Origin of the sequence: Hydrogenophaga sp. (genome assembly GCF_050182545.1) — a bacterium.
Classification (GTDB): domain Bacteria; phylum Pseudomonadota; class Gammaproteobacteria; order Burkholderiales; family Burkholderiaceae_C; genus Hydrogenophaga.
In genome coordinates this window covers 1-17,754 of record NZ_JBFXCD010000001.1, presented here as the reverse complement: position 1 = coordinate 17,754, position 17,754 = coordinate 1, and the positions used below count along the sequence as shown (strand labels likewise).

General features: G+C 62.5%; 16 protein-coding genes. 3 read left to right on the top strand and 13 right to left on the bottom strand.

The window, feature by feature from the left end; translation table 11 throughout:
- The 7 genes from aroB to AB7P10_RS00050 all read right to left on the bottom strand — a co-directional run bounded on the left by aroB (position 1) and on the right by AB7P10_RS00050 (position 6,770).
- A complete protein-coding gene (gene aroB, locus AB7P10_RS00080; protein WP_428291802.1) occupies positions 1 to 1,122 on the bottom strand; it encodes a 3-dehydroquinate synthase in 1,122 nt (373 codons plus the stop codon).
- Between the two features lie 49 nt (positions 1,123 to 1,171).
- A complete protein-coding gene (locus AB7P10_RS00075) occupies positions 1,172 to 1,735 on the bottom strand; it encodes a shikimate kinase (protein ID WP_428291801.1) in 564 nt (187 codons plus the stop codon).
- Complete coding sequence (pilQ, locus tag AB7P10_RS00070; protein ID WP_428291800.1) at positions 1,732 to 3,861, bottom strand: type IV pilus secretin PilQ; 2,130 nt, start codon at positions 3,859 to 3,861, stop codon at positions 1,732 to 1,734. The genes AB7P10_RS00075 and pilQ overlap by 4 nt, the downstream gene beginning before the upstream one ends.
- Complete coding sequence (locus AB7P10_RS00065; RefSeq protein WP_428292168.1) at positions 3,858 to 4,313, bottom strand: pilus assembly protein PilP; 456 nt, start codon at positions 4,311 to 4,313, stop codon at positions 3,858 to 3,860. Before AB7P10_RS00065 ends, pilQ begins: the two co-directional genes overlap by 4 nt.
- 95 nt (positions 4,314 to 4,408) lie before the next feature.
- The gene (locus tag AB7P10_RS00060) at positions 4,409 to 5,083 is read right to left on the bottom strand and encodes a type 4a pilus biogenesis protein PilO (RefSeq protein ID WP_428291799.1); all 675 of its coding nucleotides are present in this window, start codon (positions 5,081 to 5,083) and stop codon (positions 4,409 to 4,411) included.
- A 17-nt stretch (positions 5,084 to 5,100) separates the two neighbouring features.
- Positions 5,101 to 5,694 carry a PilN domain-containing protein gene (locus AB7P10_RS00055; RefSeq protein WP_428291798.1) on the bottom strand — a complete coding sequence of 198 codons (594 nt, stop codon included), beginning with the start codon at positions 5,692 to 5,694 and terminating at the stop codon, positions 5,101 to 5,103.
- The gene (locus tag AB7P10_RS00050) at positions 5,691 to 6,770 is read right to left on the bottom strand and encodes a pilus assembly protein PilM (protein ID WP_428291797.1); all 1,080 of its coding nucleotides are present in this window, start codon (positions 6,768 to 6,770) and stop codon (positions 5,691 to 5,693) included. The genes AB7P10_RS00055 and AB7P10_RS00050 overlap by 4 nt, the downstream gene beginning before the upstream one ends.
- A 263-nt stretch (positions 6,771 to 7,033) precedes the next feature.
- Between AB7P10_RS00050 and AB7P10_RS00045 the strand changes: the two genes are divergently transcribed.
- Positions 7,034 to 9,457 (top strand): penicillin-binding protein 1A, encoded by a 2,424-nt coding sequence (locus AB7P10_RS00045; protein WP_428291796.1) that lies wholly within the window; start codon positions 7,034 to 7,036, stop codon positions 9,455 to 9,457.
- On the opposite strand, the gene cyaY is transcribed toward AB7P10_RS00045, so the two are convergent.
- Complete coding sequence (gene cyaY, locus AB7P10_RS00040; protein ID WP_428291795.1) at positions 9,447 to 9,776, bottom strand: iron donor protein CyaY; 330 nt, start codon at positions 9,774 to 9,776, stop codon at positions 9,447 to 9,449. The genes AB7P10_RS00045 and cyaY overlap by 11 nt on opposite strands.
- A gap of 12 nt (positions 9,777 to 9,788) precedes the next feature.
- On the opposite strand from cyaY, the gene lptM reads away from it, so the two are divergent.
- Together lptM and lysA are read left to right on the top strand one after the other, a co-directional pair.
- Positions 9,789 to 9,983 carry an LPS translocon maturation chaperone LptM gene (gene lptM / locus AB7P10_RS00035; RefSeq protein ID WP_428291794.1) on the top strand — a complete coding sequence of 65 codons (195 nt, stop codon included), beginning with the start codon at positions 9,789 to 9,791 and terminating at the stop codon, positions 9,981 to 9,983.
- Positions 9,984 to 10,007: 24 nt separating this feature from the next.
- Positions 10,008 to 11,303: a diaminopimelate decarboxylase gene (lysA, locus tag AB7P10_RS00030; RefSeq protein WP_428291793.1), complete on the top strand. Its 1,296-nt coding sequence runs from the start codon at positions 10,008 to 10,010 to the stop codon at positions 11,301 to 11,303.
- A 21-nt stretch (positions 11,304 to 11,324) separates the two neighbouring features.
- Here lysA and AB7P10_RS00025 read toward each other — a convergent pair whose 3' ends face one another.
- From AB7P10_RS00025 to AB7P10_RS00005, 5 genes are all read right to left on the bottom strand, one after another.
- Positions 11,325 to 11,951, bottom strand: coding sequence for a sulfite oxidase heme-binding subunit YedZ (locus tag AB7P10_RS00025; RefSeq protein WP_428292167.1), 627 nt, complete (start codon positions 11,949 to 11,951; stop codon positions 11,325 to 11,327).
- Positions 11,952 to 12,027: 76 nt separating this feature from the next.
- The gene (msrP, locus tag AB7P10_RS00020; protein WP_428291792.1) at positions 12,028 to 13,032 is read right to left on the bottom strand and encodes a protein-methionine-sulfoxide reductase catalytic subunit MsrP; all 1,005 of its coding nucleotides are present in this window, start codon (positions 13,030 to 13,032) and stop codon (positions 12,028 to 12,030) included.
- 124 nt (positions 13,033 to 13,156) lie between these two features.
- Positions 13,157 to 14,524, bottom strand: coding sequence for a c-type cytochrome biogenesis protein CcsB (gene ccsB / locus AB7P10_RS00015; protein WP_428291791.1), 1,368 nt, complete (start codon positions 14,522 to 14,524; stop codon positions 13,157 to 13,159).
- Positions 14,521 to 16,683 (bottom strand): cytochrome c biogenesis protein ResB, encoded by a 2,163-nt coding sequence (locus AB7P10_RS00010; protein ID WP_428291790.1) that lies wholly within the window; start codon positions 16,681 to 16,683, stop codon positions 14,521 to 14,523. The genes ccsB and AB7P10_RS00010 overlap by 4 nt, the downstream gene beginning before the upstream one ends.
- Positions 16,684 to 16,876: 193 nt before the next feature.
- Entirely contained in the window at positions 16,877 to 17,491 is a 615-nt protein-coding gene (locus tag AB7P10_RS00005) for a c-type cytochrome (protein ID WP_428291789.1), read from the bottom strand.
- Positions 17,492 to 17,754: the final 263 nt, after the last annotated feature.

The window sequence follows — 17,754 nt, the reverse complement described above, 5'->3', positions numbered from 1 at the left end:
TCACACTTGACAGCTGACGTTGATCACATCGGCCACCATCTCATCGGGCGCACTGCGCACCAACGCATGTCCGACGGAATCGATCACGACGAACCTGATGGCACCGGCCTCGGCCTTCTTGTCCACGCGCATGAGCGCCATGTACCGGCCCACGTTGTCCTGCGCATCCAGCACCGGGGCCACCACAGGCAGACCCGCACGTTCGACCAGACGCCGCAACCGTTCGACAAAGGTCTGATCGACCAGCCCCAACGCAACCGAGAGGCGTGCCGCCATGACCATGCCACAGCCCACCGCTTCTCCATGTAGCCAGGCACCATAGCCCATGCCGGCCTCTATGGCATGGCCAAAGGTATGCCCGAAGTTCAGAATGGCACGCACACCGGACTCACGCTCGTCCTGACTCACCACCTGGGCCTTGATCTCGCAACTGCGCCGCACCGCAAACGCCAATGCCGCCGGATCGCGCGCGATGAGCGCATCCAGGTTTGCCTCCATCCAGTCCAGGAAGGCCGCGTCCGCAATCGGACCGTATTTGATGACTTCAGCCAGCCCCGCGCTGAGCTCACGGCCTGGCAGTGAATTGATGACATCCAGGTCGCACAGCACGCGATGCGGCTGGTAGAAGGCCCCGATCATGTTTTTGCCCAGCGGGTGATTGATCGCCGTCTTGCCTCCAACCGACGAGTCCACCTGGGCCAGAAGCGTCGTCGGCACCTGCACGAACGGTACGCCCCGCATGTAGCTGGCGGCAGCGAAACCCGTCATGTCGCCCACCACGCCGCCGCCCAGCGCGAACAACACCGTGTTTCGGTCACAGCCGTTGGACAGCAAGGCATCAAAGATCAGGTTGAGCGACTCCCAGGTTTTGTGCGCCTCGCCATCCGGCAGCACCACGGTATGCACTAACGGGTAATGACCTTTCAGCGCCTGGGCCAGAACTTCGCCATACAGTGACGCAACCACCGGGTTGGTCACGATCATGGCGTGCGCTGCGCGGGGCAGGCCCCCATAGCTGGCCTCGGCGTCCAGCACTCCCGAGCCTATGACGATCTCGTAGCTGCGTTCCCCGAGCGCGATGTGGACCCTCTGAGCTGATGAAACCGGATGTTGTGACGTCATGGTCACCGAGTTTATTCGGTGTGCCTCCAGCGACCCGTTCACAGACCGTTCAGAAAGCTGGCCCACCTTGTTGGCGAGCGGCCTCTGCGACGGCGACGCCCCCTAGCTCAAGCTGCATGACAATCATGTTGACCAGCGTAGCCACGGACGGTCGGCCGGTCTCAACAACAAAGTGCGCAACCTCACGGTAGAACGGATCGCGGGCATCAAACAGATCGCGCAGACGCTGCAGGGGGTCAGCCACCTGCAGCAAGGGGCGGTTGCGATCGTGCCGCAATCGGCGAAAAACCTCTTCCGGGGTCGATTTGAGATAGAACACCATGCCTCGTTCGTGCAGACGGGTCCGATTTTCGGATCGCAGCACAGCGCCCCCACCGGTGGACACCACCGCAGTCGGGCCTTGCGTGAGTTCATCAACAACAGAGGCCTCAAGGTCGCGAAAACGGTCCTCACCCTCGCGTTCAAAGAACTCGCGAATCGAGCAGCCCAGTCGCTGCTCGATCACATGATCGGTGTCGAAGAAGGGGAGCGAAAGGCGACGGGCAAGTTGCCGCCCCACGGTCGACTTGCCGGAGCCCGGCAGGCCTACCAGAAAACTCGATGACAGGCTCAATTGATCGCCGAGCGCCCCAACACACGTGGCGTGATGAAGATCAGCAACTCGGATTTGTTGGAAATCCGGTCCCGCGACTTGAACAGATTGCCCACCCCGGGCAAATCACCCAGCAGCGGAACCTTGTTCACCTGGTCGCGCTCGGTCTGCTCGAAGATGCCACCAATCACGACCGTGCCACCGTTCTCCACCAGAACCTGGGTCTGAACGTGCTTGGTGTTGATCGCAATGCCGTCCGCCGTGGACTCTCCGCGGCTGTCCTTGTTGATGTCCAGATCCAGGATAATGTTGCCCTCAGGCGTGATCTGCGGCGTCACCTCAAGTTTGAGGTTGGCCTTGCGGAAAGCGATGGCGGTGGCGCCACTGGAGGTAGCGGTCTGGTAGGGAAACTCCGTGCCCTGTTCAATCAACGCCTTGACCTGATCGGCCGTCACCACCCGGGGGCTGGAAACAATACGGCCCTTGCCATCGGACTCCAGAGCCGAAATTTCAAGACTCAGGAATCGCGACGCATTCGGACTGAACAGCGACAGCGCGTACGACGCAGCCGCCGCCGTGCCTGGATTGGCGGGCAAGCTCACAAAGGGGGCTGACGTCAATGTCGGGCCCGTAGACACCGCAGCATAGTTCGAACCGAAGTTCCCCTGAACCTGGCTGCCGTTGACGGAACCCACGCCAAAGCCACGCACACCACCACCCAGGCGCACTCCCAGGGATTTGCCAAAGGTGTCATCTGCCTCCACGATCCGCGCCTCGATCATCACCTGGCGGATCGGAATGTCGAGCTTGGCAATGAGTTCCTGCACCTGCTCCAGGCGAGACGGAATATCGGTCACGAACAGCTGATTGGTGCGCGGTTCGGAGATCACGCTGCCACGGCTTGAGAGGATGCGCGCATTGGCAGCGCCCGCGCCGCTGCCCACCCCGCCGCTGCCGGTCGAGGTCAACTGGGCAGCGATGTCGGCCGCCTTGGCGTAGTTCATCTGGAAGCCTTGCGTGCGCAGGGTCTCCAGGCTCTCGATGGACGCCTTGGACTCCAATTCCTGCTTCTCCCGCGCCGCGATCTCATCCTTGGGTGCGATCCAGAGCACGTTGCCTGACTTGCGCATGCCCAAGCCCTTGGCCTGAAGGATGATGTCGAGCGCCTGATCCCAAGGGACATCCTTGAGCCGCAACGTCACGGAACCCGTCACCGAGTCGGAGGTCACGATGTTGAAGTTGGTGAAGTCCGCAATCACCTGCAACAGCGACCGCACTTCGATGTTTTGGAAGTTCAGCGATAGCTTCTCGCCGTTGTAACCCTGGCCCTGTGTGAGCTTGGATGCGTCGATCTTCTGTTCACGCACTTCCAGTACGAACTGGTTGTCACTCTGGTATGCAGAATGCTCCCAGTTGCCCGTCGGAGTGACCACCATGCGAACGCGGTCACCGGTCTGCGTGGTCGTCACGCTCTGCACGGGCGTACCGAAATCGCTGACGTCGAGACGGCGACGCAGGCCTTCTGGCAGGGATGTCTTGAGGAACTCGACCACCAGGTTCTGCCCTTGCTGGCGAATATCGACGCCCACCTGATTGTTGGCCAGTTCGACCACCACCCGGCCCGCATTGCCGACACCCCGACGGAAGTCGATATCGCGCAAGGCGGCGACATCGCGGTTGCGGTTCTCAGCAAATGCGGAAGGCGGCGCAGTCGGCGCCGAGACAGGCTGCGCACGTTCCAGCACCACCAGCAACGTCTTGCCATCGATCTTGGCCTCGTAGGCCGCCGCTTGCTTCAAATTGATCACCACGCGCGTGCGATCACCCGCCTGGACAACGTTGGCCGACCGGAGATTGCCCTCGTTGATCTCGACCGCATTGCGTCCGATCGCGTTGGCCACGCCCGGAAAATCCAGCGCAATACGTGCCGGGGCCTGGATAGTGAAGCCGGTTGGAATCGCAGAAAGGGGCTCTGTCGTGTTGATGCGAATGACTTCCACACCGCCCTGAATGCCCCCGGTGAGCGACTGGATCGCGTTCTGGGCCTGCGCCCAAACGGTGGTCAATGCCATGCAGGCAAATAGGGCCCCCTTGAGCACCCCCCGCTCCACGGCTGCGAAACCCGTCGCCTTGTTTGGCTTGTTCATTTAGAAGCACCCTCTTGTAGCTGCAGCGCTGCGGCGCGCTCGGTCCATTCCCCAGCGGAATCCTGCACGATCTCGCGCATCACCACTTCGGTTTCGGTGATGCGGGTCACGCGCCCATAGTTCTGGCCCAGATAGTTGCCAGGGCGCACCTGATACAACAATTGATCCACCTTCACCAAAGCAACCAGTTGACCGTCGCGGTTCAGACTGCCCACCATGGACATGGTGTCCAGCGGAAAGGCTTCCAGCGGTTGCTTGCGCCGGTTGAGCTCGGGCTCGATCAATGCCGAATTCGCCACCGGAGTCGACTGGGATCCTCGCAAGACGCTGGCCAGCTTCTCGACACTGAAAGGCTGCGTCAGGCGCTCGGCCTCGTAGGCCTGGGGCACGAACTTGGTGGGCTCCGGAATGGGCTTGACCGACGGCTTGATGGAGTTGCGCTCGCTCTGCATCCAGGCCTGCAACTCGTCCTGCCCGGACGAAGTACAGGCCGACAAAAGTAGCACCAGCGTCAACCCGGCTCCCAAGGACGTTCCTCGAATGTGCTTCACTTCTTGGCTCCCTTGACAGCCTTCTGTTGCGCAGCCACTTCTTCCTGATCCAGGTACCTGAAGGTCTTGGCCGTGCAGTCCATCGTCAGAACCCCCTCGCGATCACGCACGGGCGTGAGACTCAGGTTGTTGAGTGTGACGATGCGCGACAGGTTGGCAATGTCGGCTGCAAACAGACCGATGTCATGGTAGGTGCCCGTCACACGCACCGCAATCGGAAGCTCCGCGTAGTATTCCTTGACGCTCACCTGCCCCGGGCGAAACAATTCAAACTGCAGACTGCGACCCAAGCCCGCCTGGTTGATGTCCGACAACAGTGCGTCCATCTCGGCCTTGCTGGGAAGCTGTTTTTCGAGCTGCGTCACATACTGCTGCACCTGCTCGAGCTGCTTGCGCAAGGCATCGAGGTTGACCGCCTGAACGAGCTTCTTGCGGTAGTCTTCCCGCAATTGTTCTTCACGAGCCTTCTCAGCAATCAGTTCCTCATCCGAAGTCTTCAGCCAGGCGAACCAGAGGCCCGCAATCACCGCCACACACACGGCGATGAACAAGAGGTTCCGGGGCAATCCCGGCCATTGGGACGGATCGTTCGGATCAAGACCTGTGAACTGGTTCTTGAGCTTGTCCTGGATTTCCTTGAAATCCACGTTGATGCTGGGTGTTTTTGCCATGATGCGCGGGTCCTTGATCAGCCTTTGCCTGGCACAGCGGCAGGTGCTGCGGACGGACGCTTGAGCGTCGCGCGAATCGTGAAATTCGAAACCCGACGCTGGTCGCGTCCCGTGGCCGCAGACCTGGCGGCAACAATCTCCACGAGGTCAGGCCTGACAAGCCACGGGCTGTTGTTCGCCAGGTTGCGCAACAGATCCGACACCCGTTCCTGCGATTGCGCCACTCCGACCAGCAACACGCTCTGGTCCTGCTGTTTCATGCTGCTGAGGTAAACGCCCTCAGGCAACTGGGCAGCGAGTTCATCCAGCATGTGCACGGGCAGATTTCGATCCCCTTGCAGATTCTCCACCGCCGTCTGGCGCGCGCGCAGCGAGGCGATTTCTCGTTGCAGATTGGCAATGTCCTTGATCTCCTCGTCCAGCTTGGCGATCTCAGCCTGCAGAAAACGGTTGCGCTCCTGCTGCGCTGAAATCTGCCCCTGATACCAAGTAAAGACCGCACCGCAGATCACGCCACCCAGGAGTGCGGACAACCCGAGTTGCGTGAAGAACTGATCCTTCTGCCTCTTTCTGGCCGCCTCGCGATGAGGCAACAGGTTGATCAAAATCATTGGTAGAACCTCCGCAAGGCCAGCCCAGTGGAGGTCAAGTAGGACGGCGCTTCGCGCGATATCTTGCGCGCCTGAATCGATGCAGCCATCTCCATGGCATCAAACGGATTGATCACCATGCACGCAAACGACGTCTGGTGGGTCACCGCTTCGGTAAGCCCTGGCAGCGCCGCGCTGCCACCGGCCAACAGGATGTGGTCCAGCTTGTTGTAAGGGGTGCTGGTGAAGAAAAACTGAAGCGCCCGGCCAACCTCCTGGGCCATGCTCTCGATGAACGGATCGAGGACCGCCGACCGGTAGTCGTCGGGCAAATCACCCGAGCGCTTCTTGGCTTCGGCTTCGTCCGACGAGAAGCCATACTGGCGCACGATGAGCTGTGTCAACTGGGCACCGCCAAAGGCCTGATCACGCTCATACAACACATCGTCGTTGCGGATCACCTGCATGCTGGTGGTCAGGGCCCCCACCTCAAACAAAGCCACCAACGAGTCCACGCCCTGATTGGGCAGCGTTTCGATTACACGGCCCGCAGCCATGCGAGAGGCATAGGACTCGACATCCATGACCACAGGCTTGAGCCCGGCAGCCTCGGCCAGACCCTGACGGTCCGACACCTTTTCCTTGCGCGATGCCGCGATCAGCACCTCCACATCACCCACTGAATTCGCGCTGGGGCCAATCACACAGAAGTCCAGACTCACTTCGTCAAGCGAAAAGGGAATGTACTGATTGGCCTCTGACTCGACCTGCGCTTCGAGCTCTTTGTCAGACAATCCACCGGGGAGAATGATTTTCTTGGTGATCACGGCCGAAGCCGGGAGCGCAAGTGCCACGTTCTTGGTCTTGCTGCCACTCTTGCGCACGACGCGGCGCACCGCCTCTGCCACTTCATCGAATTTTTCGATGTTGCCGTCGGTGATCCAGCCTCGTTCCAGCGGCTCCATGGCGCAGCGCTCAAGCACCAGATCGCCCGATCGGTTGCGGCCGAGTTCGACCAGCTTGACGCTGGAAGAGCTGACATCGATGCCCAGCAAGGGCGCCGGTTCCCGGCTGAATAACGACCCCAATGAGATCAAGGTGGCCCCCAAAAATGATCGCGACGGATGTCGCCAGACTTAAGAATTCACTTGAATGCTAGCAGCAAGCCCTTTGTCCAGCAAAGATTTTTTGCCTTTGAGACAAAGTGAAACGTTGTCAAAAGCATACGCATCCAGACACGCCATGAACCGCTTCATCGGCCACTTGGCCGGGAAATACACAACAACTCACAATACGGTGAACCAGCCCGTTCCCCATTCCCGGATTTTTATAATCAAGGGCTCCGGCTCTGAACAACTGCATGCCCAAGAAAGACACTTCTTCGACCAACCCCTCTGACGCGCCAGTATTGACCGGGCACCCTTCTCTGATCTGGGTGGGTCGCTTGGTGGTGGGTCTGGCCGGACTGGCGGCGGCGGGTGTTGCATGTGTGCTGATGGCCGTCGCCATCGCGCTGGCAGTGGCATATCCCAATCTGCCGGAGGTGGCTGGCCTGGCCGACTACCGGCCCAAATTGCCACTGCGGGTGATTTCGGCTGAAGGCGATCTGATTGGAGAGTTCGGGGAAGAGCGCCGCAACCTGCTCACGATCGACGAAATCCCGGCCGTGATGAAGAACGCGGTGCTTGCCATCGAGGACGCCAGGTTCTTTGAACACAACGGCGTCGACTACCGTGGCATGATCCGCGCCGCACTGGCCAATCTCCGACAAGCCAAGAGCCAAGGCGCATCCACCATCACCATGCAGGTGGCGCGCAACGTGTACCTCTCCGCGGAAAAGAGCTACACACGCAAGATCTACGAGGTCCTGCTGACCTTCAAGCTTGAGCACATGCTCACCAAAGAGCAGATCCTCGAAATCTATATGAACCAGATCTACCTGGGCCAAAGGGCCTATGGTTTCGCCACGGCGGCGCAGATCTATTTTGGCAAGTCGCTCAAGGATGTCACCGTGGCCGAAGCGGCGATGCTCGCCGGCCTGCCTCAGGCGCCATCGGCCTACAACCCGGTGCGCAACCCGCGACGTGCGCGCAATCGCCAGTTGCACATCATCGACCGCATGGTGGAGAACGGCTATATCTCGGCAGCGGAAGCGGAGGTGGCGAAGGCCGAAGAAATCAAGCTGCGGTCGATCAGCAATGCAGGCCGAACGCACGCCGAGTTTGTCGCAGAGATGGTTCGTCAGTCCATCGTCTCTCAGTATGGCGAGGAGGCCTACACGCGGGGTCTGGTGGTCACCACCACCATCAAGTCCGCTGACCAGATGGCTGCCTACAAGGCCGTGCGGCAGGGTGTGCTCGACTTCGAACGGCGTCAGTTCTATCGGGGGCCTGAGCTGTTCATCGAGTTGCCAAAGGACAAGGCCGCGCGGGATGACGCCATTGATGACGCCTTGACAGATCGCCCCGACAACGATGACCTCCTGTCCGCAGTGGTGCTTGAGGCAAGCGCTCGGCGCGTCGTTGCCGTGCGCCAGGACGGAGAGCCGTTTGAAATCACGGGTGAAGGCCTCAGGCCTGTCCAGTCGGGCCTCTCGGAAAAGGCCGGCCCCAATATCAAGATTCGGCCAGGCGCAGTGATCCGGGTCGTGCAGACCGGGCCCGATGCCTGGCGCATCACCCAGTTGCCCGAGGTGGAATCCGCGTTCGTCGCGCTCGACCCGCGCACGGGCAAGATCAGTGCGCTGATCGGTGGCTTTGACTTTCAGAAGAGCAAGTTCAACCACGTGACGCAGGCTTGGCGCCAGCCTGGGTCGAGTTTCAAGCCATTCATCTACTCGGCCGCGCTGGAAAAGGGTCTGACCCCCATGACCGTGGTCAATGACGCGCCTCTGTTCTATTCAGCGGAGGAGACCGGTGGCAAACCGTGGGAACCCAAGAACTACGACGGCCAGTTCGAGGGGCCAATGTCGGTACGGCGCGCGCTGGCCAAGTCCAAGAACATGGTGTCGATTCGCGTGCTTCAGTTGGTTGGCACCCAGAGCGCACAGGAATGGGTAACCCGCTTTGGATTCGATGCCGACAAACACCCTCCCTACCTCACCATGGCACTGGGGGCGGGTTCGGTAACGCCACTGCAGATGGCCACCGGGTACGCCGTTTTTGCAAACGGGGGCTATCGGGTTCCGCCGGTCCTGATCACCCGCATTTCGGACCACAAGGGCAAGGTCCTCTACGAGGCGCCTGAAACTTCGTTGAGCGATGCGCAGCGCGTCATCGAACCGCGCAACGCGTTTGTCATGAACAGCCTGCTGCAGGAAGTTACCCAATCGGGCACCGCTGCGCGCGCACGCGCTGCGCTGAAGCGATCCGATCTGTTCGGTAAGACAGGGACCACCAACGACGCGGTGGACGCCTGGTTCGTCGGATACCAACCCACACTCGTTGCGGCGGCCTGGGTGGGCTACGACTCGCCTCGCAACCTCGGCAGCCGCGAAACCGGTGGAGGCCTGAGCCTGCCCATCTGGATTTCATTCATGTCAGAAGCGCTCAAAGGCGTCCCCGAGACACCCTATGCCCCACCGCCGGGCGTCATCAACGTCGGGGGTGAGTGGTACTACGAAGAGTATGGCCCCGGACGGGGCGTGCATGGCCTGGGGCTGCAGGACCCCTGGCCAGGGGCCCTGCAGCCGCCGGGTGAATTCGACGCCAACGGCATGCCGTTGACGAAGCCGCCACCTCCAGTCGAGGAGCGTCGCAGCATCCTGGATCTGTTCAGGAACTGAACGTCAGCGGCAAACCCGCCTGTTCGGACGCGCAGTGCGACAGGTGGGCGAAAAATTCGCCCTGACCCTTGGTGTCCATCCAGCCGCGGCCGCTGTGCTTGTAATGGAAACCGCCCGCGCGGGCGGCCATCCACACCTCGTGCAAGGGCTTCTGAAGGTTGACGATGATCTGGCTGCCATTCGCAAACGTCAGGGTGACCATGCCGCCGACACGCTGGTTGTCAATGTCGGCGTCGGTCTCCTCGTTGATGCGATCACAGGCCAGCTCAATGGCCTGCAGCAAGGCTTCCGCACGGTCCAGATACTCGGTGTCGGTCATTACAATGCGTCGATGTTTGGATCGGAAAGCATTCTAGGCCGGGCTGCGCGCCCCTTGCGCGACATGGCCTTCGGATCGATGGTGGTTCTGATGCTCTGCGCCTGTGGTCAGCGCGGCAATCTGTACCTTCCGCCGCCGCCCGACGCTGCCGGGAAGTCCGCCGACACGCCGGCGCGGCCGGCACCGGCAGCGCCCAAACAGCGCTGATATCCTCTTTTTTCCTTTTGCCGCATGACCACCTCATCGGGCCTGCCCGCCTCCACGCTGCCGCCGCACTTTGCCTACCAGAACCAGCGCCTGATGGCGGAAAACGTGCCGCTGGACCGGCTCGCTCACGAGCACGGCACGCCTTTGTTCGTCTACAGCCGCGCAGCCATCCTGGACGCGCTCGGGGCCTACCAGCGCGGCCTGGCGGGGCGCAAGCATCTGATCTGCTACGCAATGAAGGCCAACTCCTCGCTGGCCATCCTGCAGACCCTGGTGCGCGAGGGTTGTGGTCTCGACATCGTTTCGGGCGGTGAACTTGAACGTGCGCTTGCGGCAGGCGTCGAGCCGTCGAAAGTGATCTTCTCGGGCGTGGGCAAGACCCGGGCCGAGATGCGGCAGGCGCTGACTGCTGGTATCGGGTGCTTCAATGTCGAGAGCCGTGCCGAGCTGGACGTGCTGGACGAGGTGGCGCGTGACATGGGAATGCGCGCGCCGGTGAGCGTGCGCGTGAATCCCAACGTGGACGCCCAGACCCATCCCTACATTTCCACCGGACTCAAAGGCAACAAGTTCGGCATTGCGCACGAGGAGGTCGCCTCCACCTACCGACATGCCGCAACTTGCCGGGGGCTGCGCGTGGTGGGCATTGACTGCCACATCGGCTCGCAAATCACCCAGACTGGTCCGTATCTGGACGCCATGGACCGGGTGCTGGACCTGGTGCAGGCCATAGAGGCTGAAGGCGTGGCCATCGAGCACATCGATTTTGGGGGCGGCCTGGGCATCGACTACCAGGGCGACGCCCCTCCCGAGGCCGATTCCCTCTGGGCTCAATTGCTGCAACGCATGGACGCGCGCGGCTTCGGCGACCGCATGATATTCATCGAGCCCGGCCGATCACTGGTGGGCAATGCCGGCGTATGCCTGACCGAGGTGCTGTACCTCAAGCCGGGGGAACACAAGAACTTTCTCATCGTTGACGCGGCCATGAACGACCTGCCTCGCCCGGCCATGTACCAGGCGTTCCACCGCATCGTGCCGCTGACGCCGCGCGAAGGCGAACCCACCACGTGGGACGTGGTGGGCCCGGTGTGTGAAAGCGGTGACTGGATCGGGCGTGATCGCGCGCTGGTCGCTCAACCAGGCGATTTGCTCGCCGTCATGTCGGCGGGCGCGTATTGCATGAGCATGGCCAGCAACTACAACACCCGGGGTCGCGCGGCCGAAGTGCTGGTGGATGGCGAAAACGCCATCCTCATCCGGGCCCGGGAAACCGCAGCCGACCAGTTGCGTTCCGAGCGTGCGCTGCCTGCGGTCTGAGTCGACGTCGAGCACCGACACTCACCCGGCAGCGGGCTTGCGCAACATGCGGCGCCACAGGCGCCAGCCCAGCAACGCTGCCAGGATGGCACCGTACACGGCGACTTCAGCAAAGTCGTTCTTGCCGCTGCGCATCCAGAAGAAGTGCAGCACCGCCAGGCCCGCGATCAGGTACACCGCGCGGTGCAGCATCTGCCAGCGCGCCGCGCCCAGCGCACGGATGGCGCGGTTGAATGAGGTGGCCGCCAGCGCCAGCAACAGCGTCCATGCCAGAAAGCCCACCAGGATGAACGGCCGTTTGACCACGTCCGCAGCGATGCCGGGAAGATCAAACTCCATGTCGAACCACGCATAGGCGAGCAGGTGCATGCAGGCGTAGAAGAACACGAACAAACCCACCATGCGGCGCAAGCGCGCCAGCGAAGGCCACCCCGCCATCACACGCAACGGGGTGATCGCCAGAACCAGCACCAGAAAACGCAGACTCCAGTCCCCCAGGGACCGGATCAGCGCCTCGGCCGGGTTGGCGCCGAGCAGATCATTGAATGCCGCCCACACCAGCCAGACGAATGGCAGAAGTCCCAGTACGAACACGCCCGGCTTGACGCCGCGGTGCCCGAGCCAGCGGTTGATGCGCGCGGCTCCCAAGCGGGCACTGCCGGACGTGGGCTCACGCCTGGAGGCGGTGGTGGAACGCACAACGGAACTCGGACCAGACGGCAATTCAGAAGAACTTGCGCAGATCCATGCCCGAATAGAGCTGACCTACCTGTGGTTCATAGCCGTTGAACATCTGCGTCTGGCGGCGCTTGGCAAACAGTCCGCTGCCTTCGCCGATGCGGCGCTCGGTCGCCTGGCTCCAGCGCGGATGCGAGACCTCTGGATTCACATTGGAGTAGAACCCATACTCCTGCGGCGCGGCCACGTTCCAAGCCGTTCGCGGCTCCTTGTCCGTGAAGCGGATCTTCACCAGCGACTTGCCGCTCTTGAAGCCGTACTTCCAGGGCACCACCAGGCGCAAGGGTGCGCCATTCTGATTGGGCAGCACCTCGCCATACATTCCAAACGCCAACAGCGTCAGCGGATGCAGGGCTTCGTCCATGCGCAGGCCTTCCACGTAGGGCCAGTCCAGTACATTCGCGCGCAGACCGGGCATCTGCTTTGGGTCGGCCAGGGTCACGAACTCTACGTACTTCGCGCTGCCCTGAGGCTGGACCGCCTTGACCAGTTCGCTCAGTGAATAGCCGACCCACGGAATCACCATTGACCAGCCTTCGACACAACGCAGACGGTAGATGCGCTCCTCCATGGGACTGAGCTTGAGCAGCGCGTCCAGGTCGAAGGTTCCAGGCTTGTTCACCAGCCCTTCCACACTCACGGTCCAGGGGCGCGGCCTGAGCGTCCCGGCGGCGGAGGCCGGATCCGACTTGTCGGTGCCGAACTCGTAGTAGTTGTTGTAGGAACTCGCATCGTCGTAAGAAGTCAGCGCCTCCATCGTCACCGCGCCGGCCACGGTCGAACGCCGGCCTGGCAAGGCGGCGAGTTTTCCGGGCCTGGGCACCGCCGCTGCCTGCGCCCAGGCATTGCGCCCGGCCCATGTCGCGATGCCACCGCCCCCTAGAGCGGCCGCCGCGAGCAGCCATTGCCTGCGGTTCCGGTAGGCCACTTGCGGCGTGATTTCGCTGGGCAGGGGGTGGTTGAAGCCGTTGTCGCGGTTGCGGATGATCATGGCGCTGTCCTTGGGCATCGGGCCCCGCCCCGGAAGATGCCGGACGGGTTTCCTTGTCGGTCGTGGGACAGAGGCGATTCTTACAAAGTTCCGGTCCGCGGGACCGGCTTTGTCCGCGCGCCTGTCAGAGCTCGCCGTAGCTGTGCAACCCGGAGAGGAACATGTTCACGCCAAGGAACGCGAAGGTGGTGACCGCCAGGCCGACCAGCGCCCACCACGCCGCCACGGTGCCGCGCAAGCCCTTCATGAGCCGCATGTGCAGCCAGGCCGCGTAGTTCAGCCAGACGATCAAGGCCCAGGTTTCCTTCGGGTCCCAGCTCCAGTAACCGCCCCAGGCCTCGGCCGCCCACAGCGCACCGAGCACGGTAGCGATGGTGAAGAAGGCGAATCCGACCGCGATGGCCTTGTACATCACGTCGTCCAGCACCTCGAAGCTGGGCAGTCGTTCGGCGATGCGACGGCGGCCAAACAGGATGGTTCCGACGATCAGCGCCGAGATGCCGAAATAGACGAACCAGTAGCTGCCGCCGCTCTCGGCCGCCGACTGGCGGAACACGATGGGTTCGAAGCACAGCACCACGCCCAGCAGCCACAGTGGAGCGAGCTTGTACCAGCGGCTCTCGCTCGCGCTTTGCTTGATCAGGTAGGCGAACGCCAGCATGGCCGCGATGGCAAACGTGCCGTAGCCAATGAAGTTGGCCGGTACGTGCAGCTTCATCCACCAGCTCTGCAGCGCCGGCACCAGCGGCTGGATGGCGTGCGCCTCGCGCACAACCGTGTACCAGAGCAGGAAGCCTACCGCCGCGCTCACCACCAGCATCACAAAGGCGCCCATGCCGCGTGTCCGGTACTGGTCCTCGTAGTACAGGTAGAAAGCCGCGGTCATCCAGCAGAACAGCACGAACACCTCGTACAGGTTGCTCACCGGAATATGGCCGATGTCCGGACCGATCTGGTGACTCTCGTACCAGCGCACCATGCTGCCCACCAGGGCCAGCGCCACCGCCACCCAGGCCAGGCGCGAGCCCAGCAATTCAAAGGTATCGCCCGCGCGCTTGAACATGCCCATCCAGTAGAAGGCGGTGCTCATGAAGAACAGCATGCTCATCCACAGAATGGCGGACTGGCTGGAGATGAAGTACTTGAGGAGGAACACCTGATCGGCGCGCGCCAGGTCGGCGACACCCGCTGGCGTCTGGTACAGCCAGATCGCGAGCAGCGACGCCGCGGCCACCACCGCAGCCAGCGCACGCAGCGGCCGCCAGAACCAGCCCAGCCACACCATCGCCGGTACGGCGCCCACGAGAATGGCCTTCTCATAGCCGTCCATGGCAGCGTTGTAACGCAGGAAAGCCCAGGAGGCCCCTGCAATGACGAGCACGGCGAACAGCCAGTCCCACACGTTGCGGCGGGCAAAGTACCCCGGCCCCTGCCCCTGCCCGCCTTGGTCCTTCTTCAGTTCAATGGTCTGGGTCGCGGAAGCGGTATTCATGGATGCACTTTCAGCAATTGGGTCTTCAAGCGGTCAAATTCGCGGTCGGCTTCCATCGTCTTGCGGTTCGACGACAAGGCCATGCTGGCCTGCGAACCCTGCTCACCGCCGGGTGAGAGCCACACCCACAGGCGGCGCTCGCGCACGTAGAGCATGGCAAAAACGCCGAGGATCAGCAACAGGCAACCCAGATAGACGATGTTCTGCCCGGGCGCGCGCGCCACCTGGAACACGCTGGCCTGCACATGCGTGAAGTCCTTGAGCAGGAAGGTCATGGGAGCGGGATAGAAAAACGTGTCGCTCAGGCTGATGACGGCCTGCGCCATGAACTGTTGCGTGGCCTCATTGCGCTCCAGAGGCGCCAGGCCGGCGCGTTCGCGGCTGAGCTGCATCAGTTCGAACAACGTGCCATTGAGGATGCGCACCAGAACGTCACTGGCGCGCTCGCGCTCGGCCTCGGGCACGTTGCCCTCCAGAAATGCCGAGACAGCCTGCAGGCCACCACGCACCGAGGCGGACCGCGCGGGCGTGCCATCGGCCACCGGCTGCAGCGCGGGCGCGTTCACGGCCTCGGCACCCGCGAACAAGCCCAGTGCCCGGGTGGCCGACGCGGCCAACGCCTCGGCCAGTTCGGGGCGGCCGTCCTCCACCGCTGCAATGGCATAGCGGCGCACGGCCTGCTCCCGCATCCGGGGGTCATCCAGCGCGGCCCGCAGGCGCACGAAGCCGTCCATGCCGTCGAGTTCGTCCACCGGAACGCGCAGGTAGCGGAAGGGTTCGGATGGCGTTTCACGCAAACCCAGCAGAAACACGCGCGCGCCATCGATCTCGACTGGAAGCATGTAGTTGTGGTACTCCACCGCCTGGCCGGCCGCGTCGCGCAGCTTGTAGGTGATGCTTGGACCCACGTTGCGCAACGTCTTCTCGGTCGCGGCCTTGTGGCCTGCGCCCAGGCGACTCTCGATTGAGCTGCGCAGATCAACTTTGCGAACGTCCACGCCATCGCCCGCATCGCCGCCCGCCGCGAAATTCTCCACGTTGATCACACGCAAGCCGGTGTACTCAAGGGTGAGCTGGTCGTTGCCCTTGCTGAGCGCGGTGGATCCCCCGATGGTGCCCTCCACCTCGAACGGCGCCGTGGCCCGGTTCAGCGGGACCGCCTGCAACTTCACGCGCGAACCACCATCGTCAAAGCTGGACTGGTAGATGTTGATGCCGCGGTGGCTGGCCGGATGGTTCACCTCGACGCGCGCCTCTTTCGTCTCGCCGGTCTCGTTGTCGTGGATCACGATTTCGCTGGCGAACAGCTTGGGCATGCCGGTGTCGTAGTACTCGATGATGAATTTTTTGAGCTCAACGCCGAAGGGCAAGTCCTGCAAGAGCACGCCATTCGGCTGTGCCAGGATCGCCGTGCCCGCGGTGGTGCCCTCGGTCACCAGCAGGTTGCCCCGAAAGGTGGGGTTGCTCGCGGAAAGACGGTGCTGCGCCGGCACGTCGGCGATCAGGCCTCCGCCCGTGAACGGCGTCTTGCCGTTGAACCAGGTTTGCGCGCGCACCACCAGGTCACCATCGAGCAAGCCGCCGATGCACACCAGCACGATGGCGCTGTGCGCCGCGAGGTAACCGATCTTGTTGGCGGTGCCGATCTTGGCCGCCACCATCCAGCCAGTGCCCGCAGGTGTGTCGCGCGACTGCAGCTTCACCTTCCAGCCCGACCCCAGCAGCGTCTGGCCAACGCGGTGCGCCGCCACCTCAGGTGCTTCGTCCAGCGCGCCTTCAGCCCGGTGGGGAAACGCCTTGAGGCTTTGCTCGCGCATATTTTCCTTGTAGGCCTTGAAGTCGGCGAGGATCTTGGGCGTGTTGCGCGCGATGCACAGGCTGGTGCTGATCACCAGAAAAGCCAGGATCAGCAGAAACCACCAGGCGCTGTAGACGGAAAAAAGGCTGGCGCTGGCAAACACGTCCGCCCAGAACGGGCCAAACTGGTTGACGTAGTTGACGGTCGGCTCGTGCTGTTTGACGACGGTCCCGATCACCGAGGCGATGCAGATCACGGTCAGCAGCGAGATCGCGAACCGCATGGACGACAGCAACTCCACCGACGCGCCAAGGATGCGCGAGCCGTTACGGAGTTGCAGGCCTTGGGTGGAGACGCTCATGAAAGGAGTGACAGGAAGGGGCGATTCAGAAAAAAAGGGCGGCTCCGGTGAGCCCGGAACACGCCCTGATGTGATGTGATTTCTGGCTGGCGGTTCAACACCCGGCGGGGTGATCGCATTGTGCCGGCAAATATGATTGCCGGCTTATATTCCAGCGCACCCCAAGGGGCTTGCGGACAAGCCCGCCGGCGAATCAGCGCAAGCCTGCGATGTAGTCAGCCACCGCCTGGATCTCGCGGTCATTCATCTTGGCCGCCACGTCGGTCATCTGGGCGTTGTTCTTGCGGGTGCCATCGCGGAAGTGCTTGAGTTGCGTGGCGGTGTATTCGGCCTGCTGGCCGGACAGACGCGGGTATTGCGCCGGGATGCCCGCGCCGTTGGGGCTGTGGCAACCCGCGCAGGCGGCGATCTGGCGATCGGCAATACCGCCGCGGTAGATGCGCTCACCCAGTTGCACGAGATCCTTGTCGGTGGCAGCGCCGCCCTTGGCCTTCTGACTCGCCAGCCAGTACGAGATGTTGCGCATGTCGTCGTCGGACAAGGCTGCGGCGAAGCCCTTCATGATGGCGTTGTCTCGTTTGCCTGACTTGAACTCCTGCAGTTGCTTGAGCAGGTACTCCGGGTGCTGCTGCGCCAGCTTCGGGTTGGCCGGTGTGGTCGAGTTGCCGTCCGCGGCGTGGCAGGCCACGCAAGCCTGTCCATACACCGCGGCACCTTTGGCCAGATCGGGCTTGGCCGATTGCGCCTGGGCGCTGAACGACAGGGCTGCGGCGGCAGCGGCGCAAAGAAGTGAAGCGGGAAATTTCATGACGGGGCGGTTGTCGGCAGCGACGGGTTCGGTTTATGGAAATTCGCGGTATGTGGGGACAAAGCCAATCGATTTTACAATGCCCCACCGGGAAAACCCCCAAATGACCCAACGCCCCACTCCAGCCCCCACGACCTCTTCACCGTCCCAGGACGCCCCGGGCCTCAAAGCCCCGCTACCCCGAGCGGGAAAATCCCCCTCCCCCTTCAAGCGCGACCCGAAGGCCGCACACGGCTGGCTGCACACGGCTCGCATCCTCACCA